Origin of the sequence: Paenibacillus provencensis, from assembly GCF_042678545.1 — a bacterium.
Taxonomy (GTDB): Bacteria; Bacillota; Bacilli; order Paenibacillales; family Paenibacillaceae; genus Paenibacillus; species Paenibacillus provencensis.
Genome location: NZ_JBHTKX010000007.1, coordinates 93,869 through 114,354, shown reverse-complemented (window position 1 = coordinate 114,354; position 20,486 = coordinate 93,869). Strand labels below are relative to the sequence as shown.

The 20,486-nt window shown below is 46.4% G+C and carries 20 protein-coding genes; 15 read left to right on the top strand and 5 right to left on the bottom strand.

Features of this window, described 5'->3' with window-relative positions; translation table 11 throughout:
* The first annotated feature begins 20 nt into the window (after positions 1 to 20).
* Positions 21 to 533, top strand: coding sequence for an adenine phosphoribosyltransferase (locus tag ACFQ3J_RS24180; protein ID WP_091158907.1), 513 nt, complete (start codon positions 21 to 23; stop codon positions 531 to 533).
* A gap of 102 nt (positions 534 to 635) precedes the next feature.
* On the opposite strand, the gene uraA is transcribed toward ACFQ3J_RS24180, so the two are convergent.
* The gene (gene uraA, locus ACFQ3J_RS24175) at positions 636 to 1,922 is read right to left on the bottom strand and encodes a uracil permease (RefSeq protein WP_091158904.1); all 1,287 of its coding nucleotides are present in this window, start codon (positions 1,920 to 1,922) and stop codon (positions 636 to 638) included.
* A gap of 317 nt (positions 1,923 to 2,239) precedes the next feature.
* Here uraA and ACFQ3J_RS24170 point away from each other — a divergent pair, with 317 nt between their 5' ends.
* The 10 genes from ACFQ3J_RS24170 to ACFQ3J_RS24125 all read left to right on the top strand — a co-directional run bounded on the left by ACFQ3J_RS24170 (position 2,240) and on the right by ACFQ3J_RS24125 (position 15,216).
* Positions 2,240 to 4,417 carry a RelA/SpoT family protein gene (locus tag ACFQ3J_RS24170; RefSeq protein ID WP_091158902.1) on the top strand — a complete coding sequence of 726 codons (2,178 nt, stop codon included), beginning with the start codon at positions 2,240 to 2,242 and terminating at the stop codon, positions 4,415 to 4,417.
* 15 nt (positions 4,418 to 4,432) lie between these two features.
* Positions 4,433 to 4,876 (top strand): D-aminoacyl-tRNA deacylase, encoded by a 444-nt coding sequence (gene dtd, locus ACFQ3J_RS24165; protein WP_091158900.1) that lies wholly within the window; start codon positions 4,433 to 4,435, stop codon positions 4,874 to 4,876.
* Positions 4,877 to 4,968: 92 nt separating this feature from the next.
* Positions 4,969 to 5,136, top strand: a complete 168-nt coding sequence (locus ACFQ3J_RS24160) for a hypothetical protein (RefSeq protein WP_170862453.1) — start codon at positions 4,969 to 4,971, stop codon at positions 5,134 to 5,136.
* Positions 5,137 to 5,304: 168 nt separating this feature from the next.
* A complete protein-coding gene (locus tag ACFQ3J_RS24155) occupies positions 5,305 to 5,811 on the top strand; it encodes a type 1 glutamine amidotransferase domain-containing protein (protein WP_091158899.1) in 507 nt (168 codons plus the stop codon).
* A gap of 91 nt (positions 5,812 to 5,902) precedes the next feature.
* The gene (locus ACFQ3J_RS24150; protein WP_091158897.1) at positions 5,903 to 6,340 is read left to right on the top strand and encodes a hypothetical protein; all 438 of its coding nucleotides are present in this window, start codon (positions 5,903 to 5,905) and stop codon (positions 6,338 to 6,340) included.
* Between the two features lie 700 nt (positions 6,341 to 7,040).
* Positions 7,041 to 8,285, top strand: coding sequence for a histidine--tRNA ligase (gene hisS, locus ACFQ3J_RS24145; RefSeq protein WP_251584186.1), 1,245 nt, complete (start codon positions 7,041 to 7,043; stop codon positions 8,283 to 8,285).
* 618 nt (positions 8,286 to 8,903) lie between these two features.
* The gene (gene aspS / locus ACFQ3J_RS24140; RefSeq protein ID WP_251584187.1) at positions 8,904 to 10,682 is read left to right on the top strand and encodes an aspartate--tRNA ligase; all 1,779 of its coding nucleotides are present in this window, start codon (positions 8,904 to 8,906) and stop codon (positions 10,680 to 10,682) included.
* A gap of 22 nt (positions 10,683 to 10,704) precedes the next feature.
* A complete protein-coding gene (locus ACFQ3J_RS24135) occupies positions 10,705 to 11,451 on the top strand; it encodes a tRNA threonylcarbamoyladenosine dehydratase (protein WP_091158891.1) in 747 nt (248 codons plus the stop codon).
* Between the two features lie 155 nt (positions 11,452 to 11,606).
* Positions 11,607 to 12,908, top strand: a complete 1,302-nt coding sequence (locus tag ACFQ3J_RS24130; protein ID WP_047913312.1) for an NCS2 family permease — start codon at positions 11,607 to 11,609, stop codon at positions 12,906 to 12,908.
* Positions 12,909 to 13,050: 142 nt separating this feature from the next.
* On the top strand, positions 13,051 to 15,216 hold the full coding sequence (locus tag ACFQ3J_RS24125; protein WP_251584188.1) for a HelD family protein: 2,166 nt from the start codon (positions 13,051 to 13,053) through the stop codon (positions 15,214 to 15,216).
* A gap of 56 nt (positions 15,217 to 15,272) precedes the next feature.
* On the opposite strand, the gene ACFQ3J_RS24120 is transcribed toward ACFQ3J_RS24125, so the two are convergent.
* The 3 genes from ACFQ3J_RS24120 to ACFQ3J_RS24110 are packed head-to-tail and all read right to left on the bottom strand — an operon-like array spanning position 15,273 to position 16,680.
* Positions 15,273 to 15,713, bottom strand: coding sequence for a hypothetical protein (locus ACFQ3J_RS24120; protein ID WP_251584189.1), 441 nt, complete (start codon positions 15,711 to 15,713; stop codon positions 15,273 to 15,275).
* 42 nt (positions 15,714 to 15,755) lie between these two features.
* Positions 15,756 to 16,211, bottom strand: coding sequence for a hypothetical protein (locus ACFQ3J_RS24115; protein WP_251584191.1), 456 nt, complete (start codon positions 16,209 to 16,211; stop codon positions 15,756 to 15,758).
* The gene (locus ACFQ3J_RS24110; protein WP_251584193.1) at positions 16,195 to 16,680 is read right to left on the bottom strand and encodes a hypothetical protein; all 486 of its coding nucleotides are present in this window, start codon (positions 16,678 to 16,680) and stop codon (positions 16,195 to 16,197) included. The genes ACFQ3J_RS24115 and ACFQ3J_RS24110 overlap by 17 nt, the downstream gene beginning before the upstream one ends.
* Before the next feature lie 141 nt (positions 16,681 to 16,821).
* Between ACFQ3J_RS24110 and ACFQ3J_RS24105 the strand changes: the two genes are divergently transcribed.
* From ACFQ3J_RS24105 to crcB (ACFQ3J_RS24090), 4 genes are read left to right on the top strand one after another with little or no spacing between them, the layout of a single operon-like run.
* Positions 16,822 to 17,007 (top strand): hypothetical protein, encoded by a 186-nt coding sequence (locus tag ACFQ3J_RS24105; RefSeq protein WP_091158885.1) that lies wholly within the window; start codon positions 16,822 to 16,824, stop codon positions 17,005 to 17,007.
* 33 nt (positions 17,008 to 17,040) lie between these two features.
* Positions 17,041 to 18,360, top strand: coding sequence for a replication-associated recombination protein A (locus tag ACFQ3J_RS24100; RefSeq protein ID WP_091158883.1), 1,320 nt, complete (start codon positions 17,041 to 17,043; stop codon positions 18,358 to 18,360).
* On the top strand, positions 18,357 to 18,761 hold the full coding sequence (gene crcB / locus ACFQ3J_RS24095) for a fluoride efflux transporter CrcB (RefSeq protein ID WP_251584202.1): 405 nt from the start codon (positions 18,357 to 18,359) through the stop codon (positions 18,759 to 18,761). Before ACFQ3J_RS24100 ends, crcB (ACFQ3J_RS24095) begins: the two co-directional genes overlap by 4 nt.
* A complete protein-coding gene (gene crcB, locus ACFQ3J_RS24090) occupies positions 18,758 to 19,138 on the top strand; it encodes a fluoride efflux transporter CrcB (RefSeq protein WP_251584204.1) in 381 nt (126 codons plus the stop codon). Before crcB (ACFQ3J_RS24095) ends, crcB (ACFQ3J_RS24090) begins: the two co-directional genes overlap by 4 nt.
* Before the next feature lie 100 nt (positions 19,139 to 19,238).
* On the opposite strand, the gene mnmA is transcribed toward crcB (ACFQ3J_RS24090), so the two are convergent.
* The gene (gene mnmA / locus ACFQ3J_RS24085; protein ID WP_379294182.1) at positions 19,239 to 20,363 is read right to left on the bottom strand and encodes a tRNA 2-thiouridine(34) synthase MnmA; all 1,125 of its coding nucleotides are present in this window, start codon (positions 20,361 to 20,363) and stop codon (positions 19,239 to 19,241) included.
* Between the last annotated feature and the right edge of the window lie 123 nt (positions 20,364 to 20,486).

Here is a 20,486-nt window from a genome sequence, read left to right as displayed (position 1 = left end):
TATTTTAGGAGGAGATTATTTTGGATTTTAAAGATTACATTCGGGTTATCCCTGATTTTCCGCAGCCCGGAATCAGCTTCAAGGACATTACAACACTGCTGAAGGACGGAGAAGTGTACCGCAAAGCGGTAGATGAAATCAAGCAGCTTGTATCTGATCTGAAAATTGACGTGATTGCGGGCCCGGAAGCACGCGGCTTCGTTGTTGGAGCACCGCTTGCTTATGCACTGGGTGTCGGTTTTGCACCTATTCGTAAAAGCGGTAAATTACCAGGTGAAACCATTGAAATCGGATATGATCTCGAATACGGTAAAGATAAATTAGCGATGCATACGGATGCCATTGAAAAAGGCCAAAATGTGCTGATTGCTGATGATTTGCTCGCAACAGGCGGTACAATTGCGACTTCCGTAAATCTAGTTCGTCAGTTGGGTGGAAACGTAGTTGGCGCTGCATTCCTGATTGAACTTGAAGAGCTCAACGGTAGAGATAAACTTACTGATGTGAATGTTTATTCACTTATGAAATACTAAACTCCCGTTTCCCGGGAAATATTTTGACGAATAAGCATTAGATGTAGCAAAAAAGGTGATCAGCCACGGCTGATCACCTTTTTTCGTTCGTATGTGTGTACCTTAGTGAGCGGACTCATCTTCACGTTCATTCATCCAGCCCAGTTTTTCGAAGAGATAGAACAATAGAGCGGCAATCATGCCTACGATTGTAGCTAGTGCCATCCCTTTGAGCTGTACGTTCGCGATAGACAGTGTAGTACCGCTGAGCCCTGTAACGAACACGAGCGTAGTCAGCAGCATGTTCTTGGTTTTGGAGAAATTGACTTTTTGCTCAACAAAGATTCGGAACCCGGATGCGGCAATGATCCCGAACAAGAGGAGTGATACGCCCCCCATGACAGCTGTCGGAATATTGGCGACAATCGCTGTGAATGTACCTGAGAACGAGAGCAGGATGGCGATGATTGCAGCTCCGCCGATGACAAATATGGAATATACCCGAGTCAAAGCCATAACGCCGATATTTTCTCCATAGGTTGTATTAGGAGTAGAGCCTACAAATCCGGATATGACAGTCGAAATCCCGTTACCGAGCAGAGAGCGATGAAGCCCGGGGTCTTTGGACAGGTCCTTGCCTACAATGCTGCCTGTAACGAGCAGATGACCGATATGCTCAACAATAACGACCAAGGCAACGGGTACAATCGTAAGGATTACCCCGATATCCCAAGTAGGTGTCGTTACTTCGGGAGTTTTAAACAAGCTTGCACTTGTAAAGCTGGTCGTATCTACTACTCCCATTAAGAACGCAAGCAGATAACCTGCCACAATACCGATCAGAATATGAATGATCTTTGCAAATCCACGAAATAGAATGGATCCAAGTACAGTAACACCAAGTGTAACCATGGATAAGGTGATGGTGGTTGCATCCGGTGACCAATCCTCTCCTGTGCCAATAAGACCTGCCATTTCGGCTGCGACTGGAACGAGCTCCAGTCCGATTAGAGCCACAACGGCCCCCATGACTGCTGGAGGAAAGAGCACGTCCAGCCATTTCGTGCCTGTATATTTAATAATTAGAGCAACAAGACAGAAGATAATACCCGTGACAATAAACGCGCTGAGGGCCATGGAATATCCGTTCCCCCCATGTTCACCCAGTACGACTCCGACAGGTGCAAGAAAAGCAAAGCTGGAGCCGAGATAGGCGGGGATTTTTCCGTTACATATAAAGATGTAGAGAAGTGTCCCTATACCATTCATTAATAGGATCATCCCAGGATCAACACCAAAGATGTTCGGAACCAGTACAGTGCTGCCGAACATGGCAAACAAATGCTGGATACTTAATAGAAGACCTGGTCCTACAGGGAGCTTTTCGTTAACTCCGATTTCACGCTGCAAAATTGTTCACTCCTCAAAATAATATCGTGCATAATCATTAGATGTAGCCTCTGCAATCCATAATAGATTATACAGTTTCACGAGATTTTTCAATGAATTTCTTTCCGTTTTCATAGGAGCGGTTTGACTTTGAGTCTAAATGAAGTTGAATAGATTGGGGAATTGGTGAAAAAAGCATAACTTGTCATCTTATGACGACGGTTGACGTAGAAGCAGGTAAGCGTCATAATATTATAAAATCACTATTTCGGGGAACCTGTGTAGATGTAAGATCGGCGGGTTCCATTTTATTATAGAAAGGAATCGGACAAGATTAGATGGGCATAGAGCAATTACTGGAGAAGGCTGGAGCCTATATCAAAGAACCCGAATTAACCCGGATCCGTGAAGCCTATGATTTTGCTGAGAAAGCTCATCACGGACAGACGCGCAAATCGGGCGAACCGTATATTTTGCACCCGCTAGCTGTTGCAGATATCGTGGTGAATATGCAAATGGACAGCATATCAATTATTGCTGCCCTGCTTCATGATGTCGTTGAGGACACTACAGTTTCTCTGGACGAGATCAAAGAGAAATTCGGAGACACGTGCGGCATGCTTGTGGATGGTCTGACGAAGCTTGAACGTATTAAATTTCGTTCAAAAGAGGAGCAGCAGAACGAGAATTACCGGAAGATGTTTATTGCGATGGCGCAGGATATCAGGGTCATTGTCATTAAACTGGCGGACCGTCTCCATAATATGCGTACGTTGAAATTTCAGTCCGAAGAAAGTCAACGACGTATTTCGTATGAAACCTTGGAGATATTCTGTCCTATTGCCAACCGGCTCGGGATCTCGGCGATCAAGTGGGAGATGGAGGATATTGCGCTCCGTTATTTGAACCCGCAACAGTACTACCGAATTGCTAACCTAATGCACAAGAAGCGTGCAGAACGTGAGCAATATATTGATAATGTCATAGATCGTATTTCCGACAAGCTGGGTGAGATGGGGATTCAGGCTGATCTGTCCGGACGCCCTAAACATATATACAGTGTGTATAAGAAGATGACGAGCAAGAACAAGCAGTTTAACGAAATTTATGATCTGCTCGCTATCCGGATTATTGTTGATAATATTAAAGATTGCTATGCTACTCTCGGAATTATCCATACATTGTGGAAACCGATGCCTGGGAGATTCAAAGATTATATTGCGATGCCCAAAGCCAATATGTATCAGTCTTTGCATACGACGGTCGTAGGTCCAAAGGGAGAGCCGACCGAGGTTCAGATCCGTACTTGGGATATGCACCGTACAGCAGAGTTTGGTATTGCTGCCCACTGGGCATATAAGGAAGGCGGAGGCAATAACTTAGAGGACAGTATTACGTTCTTCAGAGAAATTCTGGAGCTGCAGAATGAAGCGAAGGATGCTTCTGAGTTTGTTGAATCCTTGAAGATGGACTTTTTCTCTGATCTTGTATTTGTATTTACGCCAAAAGGGGAAGTGATTGAGCTCCCTGCAGGCTCGGTGCCTCTTGATTTTGCTTACCGTATTCATACAGAAGTAGGAAACCGTACCATTGGAGCCAAAGTCAATGGGCGAATTGTACCACTGGACTATCAACTCAAGACCGGCGATATTGTAGAGATTCTGACCTCCAAGCATTCATATGGCCCTAGCCGTGACTGGTTGAAGATTGCACAATCTTCTCATGCGCGCAGCAAGATTAAACAGTGGTATAAGAAAGAGAAACGTGAAGAAAATGTCGAAAAAGGTCGAGAAAGCCTTGAGCGTGAGCTGAAACGAATCGGCCTCGAGCCTTCTCAATGGCTTACTGATGATAAATTGCAGGAGGTCTGCAAGCGGTTCGCGTTTAACGATATCGACGATATGCTGTCTGCGATTGGTTTCAGCGGAATTACTGCATCCCAAATCGTAACACGTTTAACAGAGAAGCTTCGGAAAGAGCAGGAGGAAGCAAGTCTGCTTGAGCTCACAACAGAGCGCAAGGAAATTAAGGCTGCTCCTGAGCGAAAAGTCCAGCATACGAACGGCGTTAAAGTTAAAGGCATAGATAATCTGCTTGTACGATTTGCACGCTGCTGTAATCCGGTGCCAGGTGACGAAATAGTAGGGTATGTTACGCGCGGGCGCGGGGTATCTGTCCATCGTACGGATTGCCCTAATCTTCCGTCACTAGATATCGAAGGGGAAGAAGCAGCACGTGTGATCGAAGTGGAGTGGGAGAATGAGAATGAATCGGCGAGCTACAGCGTCGATATCGAGATTACTGGACATGATCGGAATGGGCTGCTTAACGAAGTACTCCAAGCCGTGTCCGAGAGTAAGACGAATATATCTGCTGTTACTGGTCGTACCGATAAGAATAAGCTCGCTCAGGTTCATATGACCATTCTGATTCGGAATACGGATCATCTGCAATCCGTTGTAGAGCGAATTAAGCGAGTTAAAGATGTATATTCTGTACATCGGATCATGCAATAAGGAGTACAGATTGACATGAGAGTGGTATTGCAGCGCGTAAGTGAAGCCAAAGTAACTGTAGATCAAGAGGTTATCGGCCAGATTAATAGAGGATTTATGCTTCTTGTTGGTATTACTCATGAGGATAGTCAGAAGGATGCTGACTATTTGGCCGAAAAAATTGCTGGTTTGCGTGTATTTGAGGATGAAGCCGGAAAAATGAACGAAAGCATTGTGGATGTTGGCGGTGCCATCTTATCCGTGTCTCAATTTACGCTTTATGGGGACACCCGTAAAGGAAAAAGACCGAACTTTATGGCTGCGGCGAGGTCTGAAGCAGCAGAGCCGCTGTATACGTATTTCAATGAGCAGCTTAGAAGCAAGGGGCTTACCGTTGAAACAGGAAAATTTGGAGCGATGATGGATGTGGCGCTGACCAATGACGGCCCTGTGACACTGATATTGGAGAGCAAGGTCTAACTGACTTCGTATACTTTAACTAAGGTTAATTGTAAAGACACCGGGACATACTAGGTAATGAATAACCCTGGTAAGGACGGTGTCTTTTTAATATGCGACAATCCCTAAAGCAAATGAACATGAATGCGTGTATGCTGCTTCTGCCTGGAAGTGTTCCGGAAGCCATGCATTTGGCCAATTTAGCAGCAGCCAAAACCATCTCGTTGTATGAAACGACATCGACCGATAAGCCGGTCAGAATCCGGTTGCCGCGGTCTTAGAGCTATTCTCTTGGAGATGCTTTCCCCCAAGGAGATAGCTTTTTTTCATTGATGGTTGATGAGATGATTTTGATTGGAAAGTAGATTTTTGCTGTGGATGTTATAAAACTGATTATACAGGGTAATGAATACTCGAGGCGCTATTGCCTTGAAAGGAGACGATAATCAATGAGTAAAGTAGCATTTTTGTTAGCAGACCAATTCGAAGACTCGGAAATGAAAGTTCCTTACGATGAGGTAAAGAAAGCAGGACATGAAGCCGTGATTATCGGCCTTGAAGCGGGAGCTACCGTGAAAGGGAAACAAGGGAAAGAAGAGTATACCATCGAGAAAGCCATTACGGAGGTCAGTGCAGCTGAATTTGACGCCGTCGTCATTCCGGGCGGATCTTCACCAGAAAATCTTCGTTTGAATGATCAAATCCTGAAATTCGTTACCGAAGTGAATCAGGCGAAGAAGCCAATCGCGGCAATATGTCATGGCCCGCAAATTTTGGCGAGCGCGGATCTGTTGAAGGGACGCACCGTGACTTCTTATCCCCCTCTCAAAGACGATATGATCAATGCGGGTGCTGAATTCCGTGATGAGGAAGCGGTTGTGGATGGTAATTTTATCACTTCCCGTACCCCTGAGGACGAACCGGCATTCGTGCGAGAAATACTAAAAGCGATATAAATGAAGCTGGGTTTGTAAGTGCTGCTTCAGAATACAATGGACTAACTACTTTAATAATGGACTAACTACTTTAATAAGGAGGGTTTGTTTTATGTCGAAGAGAATACAAGCGTATTTCAGAACCGAAGATGATGCAGAAGGTGCAAGAATCTCCCTACATGCATTTGCTACAGAGCAATTGGAGGTAGGAGAATTAGATTCTTCCATTGGGAGATCAAATCGAATTCTCATTCCCCTTGTTCCGCAAAACAATGTGGGAGGAATCAATACAACAGGTGCTGTCGGGACAGCTGCAGGAACACAAACGGAGTCTATTATTCCCGTTGTCTCTGATCGTGATCCTGATGAACCAACAGCGGCAGATCGCAATGGTAATCGGGAAGGCGGGCTGCTGAATGCGGAGGATGTATTCACTAACGACTATGACAACCTCCATTATGTATTAGCTGTGAAGGTTAAGGATGAAGAGTACGAGGATGTCGTAAACAAAATTCGCTCTAAAGGTGGATATGTTGAGATTGACGAGTAATCCGTGTCGATGTGGAACAAATTATGAACGTGCTGAGAATCAATGCTTGCCTCAGGGACAATATATGTTGTTCACTATACGGAACTAATCATGTGAGGCCAATTTATATAAAGCGCTTTCAAAATTGTAATGATCTCGTCATATTAACTACATCAATTATTAATATATGCTGTTTATAATAACAGCATGACCCCCTTTTTAAATATATACTTTGAACCTACAAACCGTTTTTGTAGGTTTTTTTCTGTCTTTTTTCTGGAATTAGTTTACCTGGCGTGTTATTTTCTTTTTGAAAATGCTTGACTTTAACGTATGGGTTCATTACAATCGAACAATAATATAAGGATATATAATGTGATTTGATGACAGGACCAAGTACTCCGTGCCCCACATGCTTAGAGATGAATCCCTTAGGCTGGAAGGATTCTCATGATGACCGGACGAATGACTTCCTCGAGAACGGGCGGCGAAAGCAACAATTGGTGATTAGCCGTACCGCGCTGGCGAGCGTTACACGCCTTAAGCGAACGAATGAGTTAATACAATCATTGTTCGGAATGTGGGTGGTACCACGGTAGATGTGCTTATGGCAATCTCTCGTCCCTGTTTCTTGTATGAGACAGGGCGGGAGATTTTTTGTTTTTTAAACATGCTTTTTAATATAAGATGATTCACTTGGAAAGTGATGGAGGGATGAAGAATGGCTTTTCAAAAACCGACGGGTACACAGGATTTGCTGCCAGGTGTGGTGGAGAAGTGGCAGTATGTTGAGAGCAAGGCAAGAGAGCTATGCGCGCGGTTTAACTATCGGGAGATTCGTACACCGATATTTGAGCAGACTCACCTGTTTGAACGGGGGGTAGGAGAGACAACAGATATCGTAGAGAAAGAAATGTATACCTTCAAAGATAAGGGCGATCGGAGCATAACGCTTCGGCCGGAAGGAACAGCAGGAGTTGTCCGCTCCTACGTAGAGAACAAGCTGTACGGAGAGCCGGATGTAACTAAACTATATTACACGGGTCCGATGTTCCGATATGAGCGACCGCAGGCCGGACGCCAGCGTCAATTTCATCAATTTGGAGTAGAAGCCTTCGGTTCGGTAGACCCTGCGATTGACGCAGAGGTTATTGCGCTCGGATATCAATTTTGCCGGGAGCTGGGACTTCAGGGCGTTACCGTGGAGCTGAACTCCGTTGGTAATGCGGAGAGCCGAGCTGTATATCGTGAAACTCTGCTGGCCTTCCTTAATCCGATGAGAGATTCGCTATGTAAGGATTGTCAATCCCGGATGGATCGGAACCCGCTGCGTGTGCTTGACTGCAAAGTGGATCAGGATAAATTTGCGAATGCCCCTTCCATTCTGGACAGCCTGAGTGAGGAAGAAACGAACCACTTCAAGAAGGTACAAGCATATTTAGACCGTATGGAGATTCCTTATACGCTGAATCACCGTCTTGTAAGGGGACTTGATTATTACACGATGACTGCTTTTGAGCTGAAAGCCGAAGGAATCGGTGCGATTGACACTATTGGCGGCGGTGGTCGTTACAATGGTCTTGTAGGCGATATCGGCGGACCGGATCAGCCAGGTATCGGTTTTGGTATTGGTCTTGAGCGTATCCTGCTCATTCTAGATAAGCAGGGAGTGGAGCTTGATGCGGTGAAACCGCTCGATGTTTACTTTGTAGCCCTTGGCGAAGCTGCCGAGGCAGAGGTGACAGCACAGCTGTTTAAATTGCGCCAAGCTGGATACAGCGGAGAGCGCGATTATTTGGGCCGGAAGATGAAGGCCCAAATGAAGTCGGCCGATCGCCTGAAAGCGCGGTATACCGCGATTCTCGGCGAGGATGAGCTTGAGCGGGGAGAAATCACGCTCAAGTCAATGCAAGACGGCGAGCAGCGTGTCGTGAAGCTCGCCGATCTGGTCTCCGCGCTGCAATAGTATCAGCAGCGCTTCTGTGCTTGCCATAGGGCGAAGCAATGCAAGGCACGCCGAAGGCTACAGGGGTATTCCCGCACTTCCTTGCATAGAGCGAAGCAATGCAAGGCACGCCGAAGGCTATAAGGGTTGCCTGCAGTTGCTTGCATAGAGCGAAGCAATGCAAGGCACGCCGAAGGCTACAGGGGGTATTCCCGCACTTCCTTGCATAGAGCAAAGCAATGCAAGGCACGCCGAAGGCTATAGGGTTTTGCCTGCAGTTGCTTGCATAGAGCGAAGCAATGCAAGGCACGCCGAAGGCTATAAGGGTTTGCCTGCATTTGCTTGCATAGAGCGAAGCAATGCAAGAGACGCCGAAGGCTATAGGGGTTTTACGCTCTTTGGAAGCAGTGAAGCGGGGTCCTTACCTTTGCAGCAATGCGGCAAAGGTAAGGACAGTAGCGCTCCCACTACTAACGTAAGTTTTTTCACCTTCCACCAACTGCTGCATCTGCTGCAGGTTCCGGGTGTCCAGAGGGCAGCGCCCTCTGGGGTCCTCCCTGTCAGGGAGGATTTAGGAGGGTGAATTTAAAAAGTTTCCTAAACATTTTATATAATTTTTGATTACAAAGGAGAATGAAGATGCAAAGAAGTCATCAATGCGGAACACTTACGACCGAGCACATTGGTCAAACAGTTACACTGAACGGTTGGGTACAGACTCGCCGTGACCTTGGGGGCGTACTCTTCATTGATCTGCGCGACCGCAGCGGAATCGTGCAAATCGTATTTAATCCGGATTACTCCGGCGAAGCGCTCAAAATCGCTGACCGTGTCCGCAGTGAATATGTTCTGGCTGTGACAGGAACGGTAGTTAAGCGGGATGAAGAAACGGTTAACCCGAACCTGCCCACAGGCTTGATCGAAGTACGAATTACAGAGATTGAAGTGTTGAACGCATCCAAAACACCACCGTTCTTTATCGAAGACGGAATTGAAGTGGATGAATCCCTTCGTTTGAAATATCGCTATATGGACCTGCGTCGTCCGGAAATGCAGGAGACGCTCCGTCTGCGTTCCAAAGCAGCCAAAGTATTCCGTGATTTCCTGGATGAAAAAGAGTTTATTGAAGTAGAAACTCCGATTCTGACGAAGAGCACACCGGAAGGTGCGCGTGATTACTTGGTGCCAAGCCGTGTGCATGAAGGCGAATTTTTCGCTCTGCCACAGTCACCACAAGTATACAAGCAGCTTCTTATGGTTGGCGGTCTCGAGCGCTACTATCAGATTGCCCGCTGCTTCCGTGATGAGGATCTTCGTGCTGACCGTCAGCCGGAATTTACACAGGTCGACATTGAGACTTCCTTCCTGCAGCAGGATGAGCTGCTGCCTATGATGGAAGATCTTATGGTTAAACTGTTCCGCGAAACCAAAGGAGTCGAAATCGAGACCCCGTTCCAGCGTATTACTTATGCGGATGCAATGGGCAAATACGGTTCAGACAAACCCGATCTGCGCTTCGGTATGGAGCTTGTCGAGCTGAATGATATTGTAGCAACGAGCGGAGTAAAAGTATTTGCTTCGGTGATCGAAAAGGGCGGAGAAGTGAAATGCTTGAACGCCAAAGGCTGCGGAACATGGACTCGTAAAGAAATCGATGACCTGGGACCTTATGCAGCGCGTTATGGTGCCAAAGGACTGGCTTGGATTCAAGTGAAAGAAGGCGAATTCAAGGGGCCTATCGTGAAATTCATGTCACCTGAAGAAATCGAAGCGATCAGAGAGCGCACAGGTGCGGAGGACGGAGACTTGCTTCTTTTCTCAGCTGACAACAAAAAAGTAGTAGCCGATGTTTTGGGAGCACTGCGTTTGAAAATCGGCCGTCAGCTTGGTTTGATTGACGATAATAAGTTTAAATTTGCTTGGGTCGTAGATTTCCCGCTCCTTGGATACGATGAGGATGAGAAACGTTATGTGGCTGAGCATCATCCATTCACGCGTCCGAAGGAAGAAGATCTGCACCTGTTCGAAACCGATCCGGGTCAAATTCGCGCTCAGGCCTATGACTTGGTGCTGAACGGTTATGAAGTAGGCGGCGGCTCCATGCGTATCTACAAGCGTGATGTGCAGGAGAAAATGTTCGCTGCTCTTGGACTCTCCACGGAAGAAGCTTATGACAAATTTGGATTCTTGCTGGACGCATTTGAATACGGCACGCCTCCGCATGGCGGTATCGCCTTCGGTTTCGACCGTTTGGTTATGCTGCTTGCAGGACGTAATAACCTGCGTGAAACGATTGCTTTCCCGAAAACGGCAAGCTCTACGGACCTGCTCATGAATGCACCGTCGGAAGTAGATACGAAGCAGCTGGAGCAGCTTCATATCCGCGTTTCTCGCAAGCCCAAAGCGGAAAAGAACTAAGTAAGGGGGACGAATTGTCACCATGCTACATCAATTTTCAAGAACGGAACTTGCGATCGGACCGGAAGGCCTGGCGAAGCTGAAGAACAGCACCGTTGCTGTGCTCGGCATCGGGGGCGTCGGCTCTATGGCCGTAGAAGCTCTGGCTCGTACCGGTGTAGGACGGATTATTATGATTGATAAGGATGTTGTCGACATTACGAATATCAATCGTCAGATCCATGCCTTAACGACAACGATTGGTCAGAAGAAAGCAGATCTGATGGTGGATCGGGTAAAGCTGATTAATCCGGAGATCGATGCCATTGCTCTTAACATGTTCTATACAGAAGAGACTTACGAGGAATTGTTTAAATACGAGCTGGATTATGTACTGGATGCATCCGATACGATCATTTACAAGATCCACTTAATCAAGGAGTGCATGGAGAGAGGAATTCCGATGATCTCCAGCATGGGAGCAGCCAACAAGATGGACCCATCCAAATTCCAGGTTGCCGACATTTCCAAGACCTCCATGGATCCGATGGCTCGTGTCATTCGTAACAAACTGCGTAAGGAGCACGGTATTAAAAAAGGCGTGAAGGTCGTCTTCTCAACAGAGCAGCCGATGAAGCCACGTCAGGATGTAACGGATAAGATTGTTCCGGAAAATGCACCTGAGATCCGTAAAGCAAAACAGCCGCCTGCAAGTAATGCTTTTGTGCCTCCTGTTGCAGGACTTATCATGGTCAGTGAAGCCATCAAGGATTTGCTAGCCGTGAAATAGGATGCTTAAGCCGATGTTTTCAGGTTTAAAATGAATATAATCTGAACAAGATAAACTTGTTCCCGCGTGGATACCAGCGTATGGTATTCACGCTTTTTTTCTTTGTATGGAGATTGTATGGATAATTGAAGTGAAGGAAAAGAGGATTGGAGTATATGAAACAAAAAAGTCTGTTCCGATGGGTTGGAATGAGACAAGGAGATGTGCTCAAGAAAGAGCTTGGAGCGGGAATCATCTCCTACTTCTCTGTTGTTTATATTGTAATGGTCAATGCTTCCATTCTGGCGGATGCAGGCATGCCGCTGCAGGCAGCCATGGTGGGAACTTTGTTAACTTCGATTGCCGGCTGTCTATTTATGGCGTTTATCGGCAAATCGCCGATTATCGTTGTTCCGGGAATGGGAATCAACGCATTTTTTGCTTATACCCTTGTTCATTCCATGAAATTGACCTGGCAGGAAGCTTTAGCGGTGGTCACGATTACGGGCATTCTGTTTGCGGTCGTCGCCTTTACGAACCTGTATAAAGTGATTAGTGAGGCGATTCCTCACAATTTACAGCATGGTATTACGGTGGGGATCGGACTATTCCTGACCTTTATCGGTCTTCAAAAAAGCGGGATTGTTGTGGCGCATCAAACGACCTTTGTAACGATCGGCCATTTCGATGACCCTGGTGTGCTGACAGCCTGCCTTACATTGCTGCTAGCTTTTGTGTTATTCGTTAGAAATGTGCAGGGCGGCCTCCTTATCAGCATGGTCGCAGGTACGATTTTGGCCTATGTGCTGGGTGCTGCAGAAGCACCTTCTCAAATGATGTCGGCATCTGAGCCGATACGAGAGTATGGGCAATTGTTTGGAGAGCTGTCTTTTACAGGGCTGGTGAATCTATCCTTCTGGATTGCGGTCTTCTTGCTGCTGCTTATTGTTGTATTTGAGAACATTGGTCTGATCGCTTCTCATACGAACATTACTCAGCGTCCAGAGACATTCAAAGGCAGCCTTCGGGCACTTTCGATTACGAATGTGTTTGCTGGAATATTTGGTACAAGTCCTGTAGTAGCAGCAGCCGAGACAACGGCGGGCATTGCAGCAGGGGGGCGAACGGGGCTTACACCGCTAACGACAGCGGTATTGTTTGGAGCAACCTTTTTATTCATCCCTTTATTAACGCTTATACCCGACAGTGCAATTGCACCGATACTGATCATTATCGGCGGTCTGATGGTGCAAAGCGTAAAGGATATCAAGTTCTCGGATTACACCGAAGCTTTTCCCGCATTTCTAATTATGGTGATGATTCCCTTCACATATAGCATTGTTGATGGCATGGCATTTGGATTTATCGCGTATCCCGTAGCCAAGCTGGCAGCCGGACAAGGCAGAGAAGTACCTAAGGTAATGTATTTCATAGCAGTTCTCTTCCTACTTAATTTTGTGGTCTATGCTTTGTTATAAAATAAACGGTATGCCTAATTATGAGGAACTCAGCCCCTCCGGAATTGAATAGCTTTTCATTATCTTTTGTGGTATATTAGTACTCCTTTTGCTGTACGGATACGTCCGAGCTGCAAAATAATTCTTAGGAGGTAACTGAACTATGGATGACACGATTCAAAGTGCCTATCAAGAAGAGGAGCAGAGGCTTAAAGATACGATGAAGGAAGTCGATCAGCAGCTTGCGAAGCTTCAGTCGGTTCCGGTATATACCGGTCATGACTTTACAGAGCAGGTGCTTGAGGCGGGCCGAGAGGAACGCCGACAACGGCTTTTCAAGAGCGTGAAGGAGCCCTATTTCGGACGTCTTGATTTTGAAGAGCTCGGCACTGGCAGTTCAAAGCCGCTATACATTGGCAAAGTCGGCGTAGATCGTGAAGAGTACACAGATCAGCCGCTGGTCATTGATTGGCGGGCGCCAGTGGCGAGTCTCTTTTATTCTTTTACCGGCGGGGATGGACCTGCAGAATATGAATCACCCGAAGGTATCATTGAAGGTCTCGTATATTTAAAGCGAAATATTGTGATTCGCCAGCAGATCCTTGAGCGTGTGGCAGACACGTATAATCGGGACAGTGACCAGCCTGCCGTATCGGATGAATTCCTCGTCTATCGACTCGGTGAGAATAAGGACAACAAGCTGCGTGATATTGTATCTACGATTCAGGCAGAGCAGGACCGGATCATCCGGGCAGCGCGGAATACAGCGCTCATTATTCAGGGGGTTGCAGGGAGTGGTAAAACAACCGTGGCGCTCCATCGCCTTGCTTTTTTACTGTACCAGTATAAGGAGCAGGTATCGGCAGAGAAAATGATTATTTTTGCCCCCAATAATATGTTCCTGGATTACATTTCTAACGTACTGCCTGAGCTCGGTGTGGGTGACATACAGCAGAGCACCTTCTCAGATTGGGCAATGAATCTGCTGGACATGGAGCTGAGACTGGCAGATCCTGCAGAAACTTTGTCTTATTGGTTTGAGGGTGAAGGAGAACTGCCGGAGATTACGGAGGAAGTACCAGGGCGGTTTAAGGGATCTATTGCGTTTATGGAAATTCTTCGTGACTGCGTTAAGAGGATGGAGATCAGCTCTGTACCGGATATGGACTTTTCACCGTGGGACGGGGCAGTGCTTACGAGAGCAGAGATTGTGAAGTGGTTTGAGGAAGAGTATAAGCCCTACCCTCTTGCGAAGCGCAAAGAACGAGTCATGGCCCGGGTGCATCGCTGGATTGAAATGGAGCTTAAGAAGGCACCTTCGGCCACCGTTCTTAAAGAGTGGAAGAAGAAGGCATCAGCACGCGAGAAGGCTTATGGCAACAAATGGCCGAAATATGAGCCGCTTACGCTGTACAAACAGATCTTCAAAGCAGCCAAAGGTGCGAGTCTCATACCAGTGGAAGCGGTCAGCCAGATTCCAAAGTCTGTGTTTAAGTCGACAGCTCTTGATTTGAAGAACAATGTCATTCGTGAAGAAGATCTTCCGGCACTCGTTTATTTGCATGTACTGGTACATGAGGTTGACGGGAATCAGCGATTTGATCATGTGGTCATTGACGAGGCGCAGGATTTTTCACCATTCCACATTGCGCTTCTGGATTTGTTCGTCAAAGGTCACTCCTTTACAATCCTTGGCGACTTGTCCCAGGGCATTCATGCCTATCGGGGCGTGCATCAGTGGGAGGAAATGAGCTCACTCTTTGCACCGGAATATAATGATTATTTTGCGCTGACTCGAAGCTATCGATCTACGATGGAAGTCATTGAGTTTGCCAATACGATCTTGGAAAAAGGCGTTCAAAGCGGCATCACAGCTGTACCCGTGTTCCGGAGCGGAGACGGTGTTCGGCTCATTGATTACGGGCAAGAGGGTAGAGAAGCTTCCTTGAAAAAAGCAATGGAGACGCTCATTGACAAGGACTACAGGACGGTATCCATCCTGACACGCTCTCTGAGGGAAGCTAAAGCTCTGCATGAGCGGCTTTGTTCTGAAGGGCTTGAGGTTAATCTGATCGATGATGGCAAGAAGCAGTATGAGGGCGGCTACTCGGTGCTTCCGGTGTATCTGTCCAAGGGACTGGAGTTCGATGCCGTTATTGTTGCGGATGCGGATCAAGCTCATTATGGCAGCAGCGCATGGGACGCCAAGCTGTTATATGTCGGCTGTACGCGTGCGCTGCACGAATTGTGGCTCATGAATGGTGAGGAACGGCCGGACTACGTTGAGCAGGATAACGATGAGGTTGTTGTGAAAGGCTGGCCGGAGTAAGACTGCCAGTTAACTAGGTTGAGGACCTTAGGTCACATCCATGAATTGGATGAGGCTTATACGTCCTCGGCTTTTTTGGTTTTGCGCAGGATGAAATACCCAAGAATATTACGACCCCATATAATTGTAAAAATGATGGCTACAAAAACCTTAGTCTGAGCGGAGGACCAATCTACTGATCGAGGCATGCCGTTTATGTAAGGCCTGGGATATAGCTCACGGAACAACATATTGACTTGCAGAAGCATAACAAAACCTATACCAAATATTCCGAAAAGATATTCCTTTCGCATTTTTAAGAGCTTTTCCTCCGTCATACTGTGAGTCAGCTCTTGCTTCTCATGATATATCATGTAGATCCCCGCACTAGCGGTAAATAATGTGAGAAGTACAAAATCGAAACTTAGCAGACGGTCTGCCTCATGGATGAACGTACGGATCAGGAATAATATTACTCCTGTGATATAAAGTACTATGCTTATCGTTTTCTTATACATGAGATCCTCCTTCTACTATTCCGTTTAATTCCTAGTGAATATTCAGTCTGCGTCGAGACTATCATTCTGGAGTTTCTTCAGGAATCGTACGCCCGCGATCGAGCGAAGCAGCATCATCGAGAACAGTATAATACCAAGAAGATGTAACTGTGCCGAGTCCCAATCAATGGGCATCACTCTTTCATCAAACACTTCTGGAGTAAGGTCATCCTGAAGCCTAGGTATATAAAGCAGGATCCAGATGATTGATATAATTAAGCTATAATAAATGCCAGATTTGAATGTTTTGATTCTGTCCTCATTTCTATCGTTCAACAGCTCACGAAACTCTAGAACGGAATAGCATAGAAATGAACCACAGCTGACAAGAGTGATCAAAATAAATGGAATATCCCATAAGGGACCGTCCGATTGCACAATAGATAAACTGAACAGGCTGGCGACAAAGCAGAGGATAAAAATAATAAAAGCTATGTTTTTCTTAGAGATGATCAGCATCCTCCTTGGCGGATTCTTTTTGGTTTAATGCACGAGAATACATTTGAAGCACAAGAGCCGAACGAATAGCTGTTAGGATGGCAACTACAAGCACATAAATACGAATTAAGATGCTTAAATTCCCACTTTCCGGTGTACTTTCAAAAAATCCTTCTATATCGGGCAGTGGAAATTTAAGCTCCAGATAAATAGTATGTATGCTTAGCAGTGCAATCAAAATAGAGCCTGCTAAGGTAATTTTAGTAGAGAGCGACAGTTTCTTAAGCTGATACTCTACCAATCTTTTATTTTTCAAATTGCGCTGCTCCGTGATAAGACCATAAAGAAGCACACCAATAGTGACGAACAGACATACTGTATATTCTGTATACAAAATATGACCGTCCCGATTATAAGTGAAGAAGAATCTTCCACCGAAAATAACCAGAGTGATCGTAAGCAGACTGGCTGCGGTCGTTCGTTTAACCATGTGCATACCTCCCTATTTAGAGAGAACGTATTTAACAGCAGGATAGTTAGATTTTACCATAATTAATTTCGATAAAGGATTTAGGTTGGATAAATCGAATTTTTGAAAATAAGAAGTTAATGCTTCATGGAGGTGTTATTTATGAAATGTGGAGCTAAAAGATATGTGATTGTAATTGATACAGAAGAGAATGAACTTAAAGAGATCATTGTCAAAGCCAGAACCGCTATTGAAGCGAGAAAAGTAATCCGCAAGCAGTACGGACCTAAGATTAAAATCACAAGCGTGTCACTCTTGAATCAGGAACAGGAAGGACATGTGTTATGATTAAGGTAAGCACAACTTAAGGGAAGTGAAATGATGGATTTATTCTCATACAGCCAGGATGCGGAGCCGAAGGCACGGCTGCTTGCCGATCGCATGCGGCCGCAGAGCCTGGATGAATATATAGGTCAGGAGCATATTATAGGGCCCGGGAAGCTGCTCAGACGCGCCATTGAGGCTGATCAGGTCTCATCTATCCTTCTATACGGCCCTCCGGGCTGTGGCAAAACGACGCTGGCGCATATTATCTCTCATCATACCCAAGGCGAATTTGTTCGGCTGAATGCGGTCGATGCCTCTGTCAAAGACGTAAGAGAGGTCATCGAGCAGGCCCAAAACAACAAGTCCATGTACGGTACGAAGACGATTCTCTTTCTGGATGAGGTACATCGTTTCAATAGCTCAAGACAGGATGCGCTGCTGCCCGCGGTGGAGAAGGGGACAATCATCTTCATTGGCGCAACGACAGAGAATCCGTTCCATTATGTGAATGGAGCCTTACTGAGCCGTTCAACGTTGTTCCAGCTGGAATCACTGACCAAGGAGCATTCACTCATCGCGATGCGGCGTGCTCTTCATGATTCGGAGAAGGGACTCGGGTATATGAAGCTGGAAGCGGACGAAGATGCCCTTCTTCATATCGCTTCCATGGCAAACGGAGACATTAGAAGGGCGCTGAATGCACTGGAGCTTGCAGCGCTGACGACGCCGCCTGAGCCAGACGGTACGATTCATATTACACTTACTGTAGCCGAGGAATCGATTCGTCGTCCCATCGTCAAAGCTGATGAGTCAACACAGTACGATGTACTGTCCGCTTTTCACAAGAGCATCCGGGGCTCCAGTGATGCAGCTCTTTTCTGGTTCCTGTACGCGGTGGAGAAGCTGGGGATGGACCCGATGACGTTCATACGCAGGCTTATCGCCGCTGCAAGCGAGGATATTGGTCTTGCCAATCCTCAGGCGATGGTACAAGCTGTAACTGCTCTTGAGGCTTACCGCAATAACGGCTGGCCGGAAGCCAAGCTGAACATTGCGCAAGCGATTTTGTTCGCGGTAGAAAGTCCAAAATCCAACCGAGTGTACACTGCTATAGCCAAAGCAATGTCTACGATGGATGAGTTGAAATCGGCGGAAGTGCCGCTCCATCTTAGAGACGGACACTATAAAGGCTCTGTTCAGCTTGGACATGTGGGATACAAATATCCGCACAATTATCCGGGGCATTATGTAGAGCAGCAATACTTGCCGAAGGAAATTCAGGATGAAATCTTCTATGAGGCAACGGAGCAAGGCAATGAGTCCAAAATCAAGCTGAATCAGGAGCGGAGAAGAATCCGGAATCAAAGAGGATGAAGGAGCTTATTTACATCGGTATCGGCGGATTTATGGGAACGGCAGCCCGGTATGGGGTACAGGATTTGTTTCTGCCGGGGGAAGGCCTATTTACTCTGGCTATATGGCTGATTAACATGGCAGGGTGCTTCTTTTTGGGCTTTTTTTTCACAGTTACTCCGGCCAAATGGAACATCAGACCCGAGATCAGGTTATGTATTGGCACCGGATTTACCGGAGCTTTTACTACGTTCTCTACCTTCACAGTAGATGTTGTCCGCTTAGCCGGCATGAGTGAGCTGCTTCTTGGATTAATGTATGTGACTCTAAGTGTAGTCATTGGATTATTCATGAGTTATCTTGGGATCCGATTGGGCCAATGGATGTTAGGACAGGCAGCACGGAAGGAGAACACAATATGATCTGGGCTGCTGGAGTAGGGGGAATGGCAGGAGCGATGCTCAGGTATGGGCTCGGAAAAATCATATCTCGTAAGGCAGCAGCTGCAGGATCATCGTTTCCTTGGGGGACCTGGGTGATTAATATCAGCGGATCCTTGCTGCTTGGGATACTATATGTGCTTACCGGGGAGGGCATATTGCTTCCGTTATGGTGGGCTGTGCTCGGCATTGGATTCTGCGGGGCGTATACAACATTTTCCACTTTCGGATATGAAACGATGCAGCTTATAAGGGAACACCTAAGAATACAGGCAGCATTATATGTTATGAGCTCTATCATCATGGGAGTAGCTGCTGCATTTGCAGGTATGTGGTTTACCTCATTCATCGTTAATTAAAAATTTAAATTATTCCTATGAAAAAAGCAGGAAAAAAGCCATTCTTCATGGTAATACATGAGGAATGGCTTTACTCATCTGCTAACTTGCTGAATCAGGCTTAAGCGGGTGAACCTGCTGCCACCTTTTCAACGATATCTATTGTACCTCCGCCGAGACACACATCACCGTCATAAAAAACGACAGCTTGTCCTGGCGTAATGGCTTTTTGCTCTTGATCAAACTTGACATGAACCGTGCCGTCTTCACGCCAGGTTAGGGTGACGCCTTGGTCGGGCTGGCGATATCTGAACTTGGCAGTGCAGTGGTAAGGAGCACTTGGTACATGTTCTTTACCCGCGATCCAGTTTACTCCTGTGGCAATTAGTCCGGTAGAGTACATGCTCGGATGCTTGTCACCTTGGACCACGTAGAGAATATTTTTCTCTAAATCTTTATCTGCTACAAACCAAGGCTGTCCATTGCCGGAGCCGCCGATGCCAAGACCTTGACGTTGGCCCAGCGTATAATACATCAGTCCATCGTGACGGCCTTTCATTTCTCCGCTCTCGATATCGACCATATCGCCGGATTTTGCAGGCAGGTAGCCAGAGAGGAATTCCTTGAAATTGCGTTCACCGATGAAGCAAACACCCGTGCTGTCTTTCTTCTTGGCCGTGTATAGACCGGCTTCTTCAGCAATGCGGCGTACCTCAGGCTTCGGCAAATGGCCGATCGGGAACATGGCTCTAGACAGCTGCTCCTGGCTCAGTGCATTAAGGAAATATGTCTGATCCTTGTTATTATCTACACCGCGAAGCAGCTTGTATGTGCCGTCTTCTTGAATCAGACGTGCATAATGTCCTGTAGCAACATAGTCGGCTCCAAGGTCCAGTGCCTTGTTGAGAAATTCGCCGAATTTGATCTCGCGGTTACACATGACATCGGGATTAGGAGTCCGTCCGGACTTATATTCATCTAGGAAATAGGAAAATACTTTATCAAAGTATTCCTTCTCGAAGTTGACTGTATAATAAGGAATGTCCAGCTGTTCACAGACGCGGCGGACATCTTCCGCATCATCTTCTGCCGTACAATGACCGAATTCATCGGTGTCGTCCCAGTTTTTCATGAAAATACCGATGACGTCGTAACCCTGCTGTTTAAGCAGCAGTGCTGTGACGGAGGAATCCACGCCTCCCGACATGCCGACGATGACGCGGGTGTTTTGATTATCGTTAGACATCGTCATCACCATCTCTATCTAAAATTGTAATACGCGTTTTATTTTAACATACTCTACCCTAACTTACGACGTAAATCGGACAATTACGATATAGAGTGCTGAAACTAAAGAAAACTTCATCTA

Bases quoted from the DNA above. Each gene is read 5' to 3' on its own strand.
- crcB (WP_251584202.1), top strand. From the start codon at position 18,357: ATGAAGGAGCTTATTTACATCGGTATCGGCGGATTTATGGGAACGGCA.
- ACFQ3J_RS24100 (WP_091158883.1), top strand. From the start codon at position 17,041: ATGGATTTATTCTCATACAGCCAGGATGCGGAGCCGAAGGCACGGCTG.
- ACFQ3J_RS24160 (WP_170862453.1), top strand. From the start codon at position 4,969: ATGCGACAATCCCTAAAGCAAATGAACATGAATGCGTGTATGCTGCTT.
- ACFQ3J_RS24110 (WP_251584193.1), bottom strand. From the start codon at position 16,680: ATGGTTAAACGAACGACCGCAGCCAGTCTGCTTACGATCACTCTGGTT.
- crcB (WP_251584204.1), top strand. From the start codon at position 18,758: ATGATCTGGGCTGCTGGAGTAGGGGGAATGGCAGGAGCGATGCTCAGG.
- aspS (WP_251584187.1), top strand. From the start codon at position 8,904: ATGCAAAGAAGTCATCAATGCGGAACACTTACGACCGAGCACATTGGT.
- ACFQ3J_RS24105 (WP_091158885.1), top strand. From the start codon at position 16,822: ATGAAATGTGGAGCTAAAAGATATGTGATTGTAATTGATACAGAAGAG.
- ACFQ3J_RS24130 (WP_047913312.1), top strand. From the start codon at position 11,607: ATGAAACAAAAAAGTCTGTTCCGATGGGTTGGAATGAGACAAGGAGAT.
- hisS (WP_251584186.1), top strand. From the start codon at position 7,041: ATGGCTTTTCAAAAACCGACGGGTACACAGGATTTGCTGCCAGGTGTG.
- mnmA (WP_379294182.1), bottom strand. From the start codon at position 20,363: ATGTCTAACGATAATCAAAACACCCGCGTCATCGTCGGCATGTCGGGA.
- ACFQ3J_RS24115 (WP_251584191.1), bottom strand. From the start codon at position 16,211: ATGCTGATCATCTCTAAGAAAAACATAGCTTTTATTATTTTTATCCTC.
- ACFQ3J_RS24125 (WP_251584188.1), top strand. From the start codon at position 13,051: ATGGATGACACGATTCAAAGTGCCTATCAAGAAGAGGAGCAGAGGCTT.
- dtd (WP_091158900.1), top strand. From the start codon at position 4,433: ATGAGAGTGGTATTGCAGCGCGTAAGTGAAGCCAAAGTAACTGTAGAT.
- ACFQ3J_RS24135 (WP_091158891.1), top strand. From the start codon at position 10,705: ATGCTACATCAATTTTCAAGAACGGAACTTGCGATCGGACCGGAAGGC.
- ACFQ3J_RS24170 (WP_091158902.1), top strand. From the start codon at position 2,240: ATGGGCATAGAGCAATTACTGGAGAAGGCTGGAGCCTATATCAAAGAA.
- ACFQ3J_RS24150 (WP_091158897.1), top strand. From the start codon at position 5,903: ATGTCGAAGAGAATACAAGCGTATTTCAGAACCGAAGATGATGCAGAA.
- ACFQ3J_RS24155 (WP_091158899.1), top strand. From the start codon at position 5,305: ATGAGTAAAGTAGCATTTTTGTTAGCAGACCAATTCGAAGACTCGGAA.
- ACFQ3J_RS24120 (WP_251584189.1), bottom strand. From the start codon at position 15,713: ATGTATAAGAAAACGATAAGCATAGTACTTTATATCACAGGAGTAATA.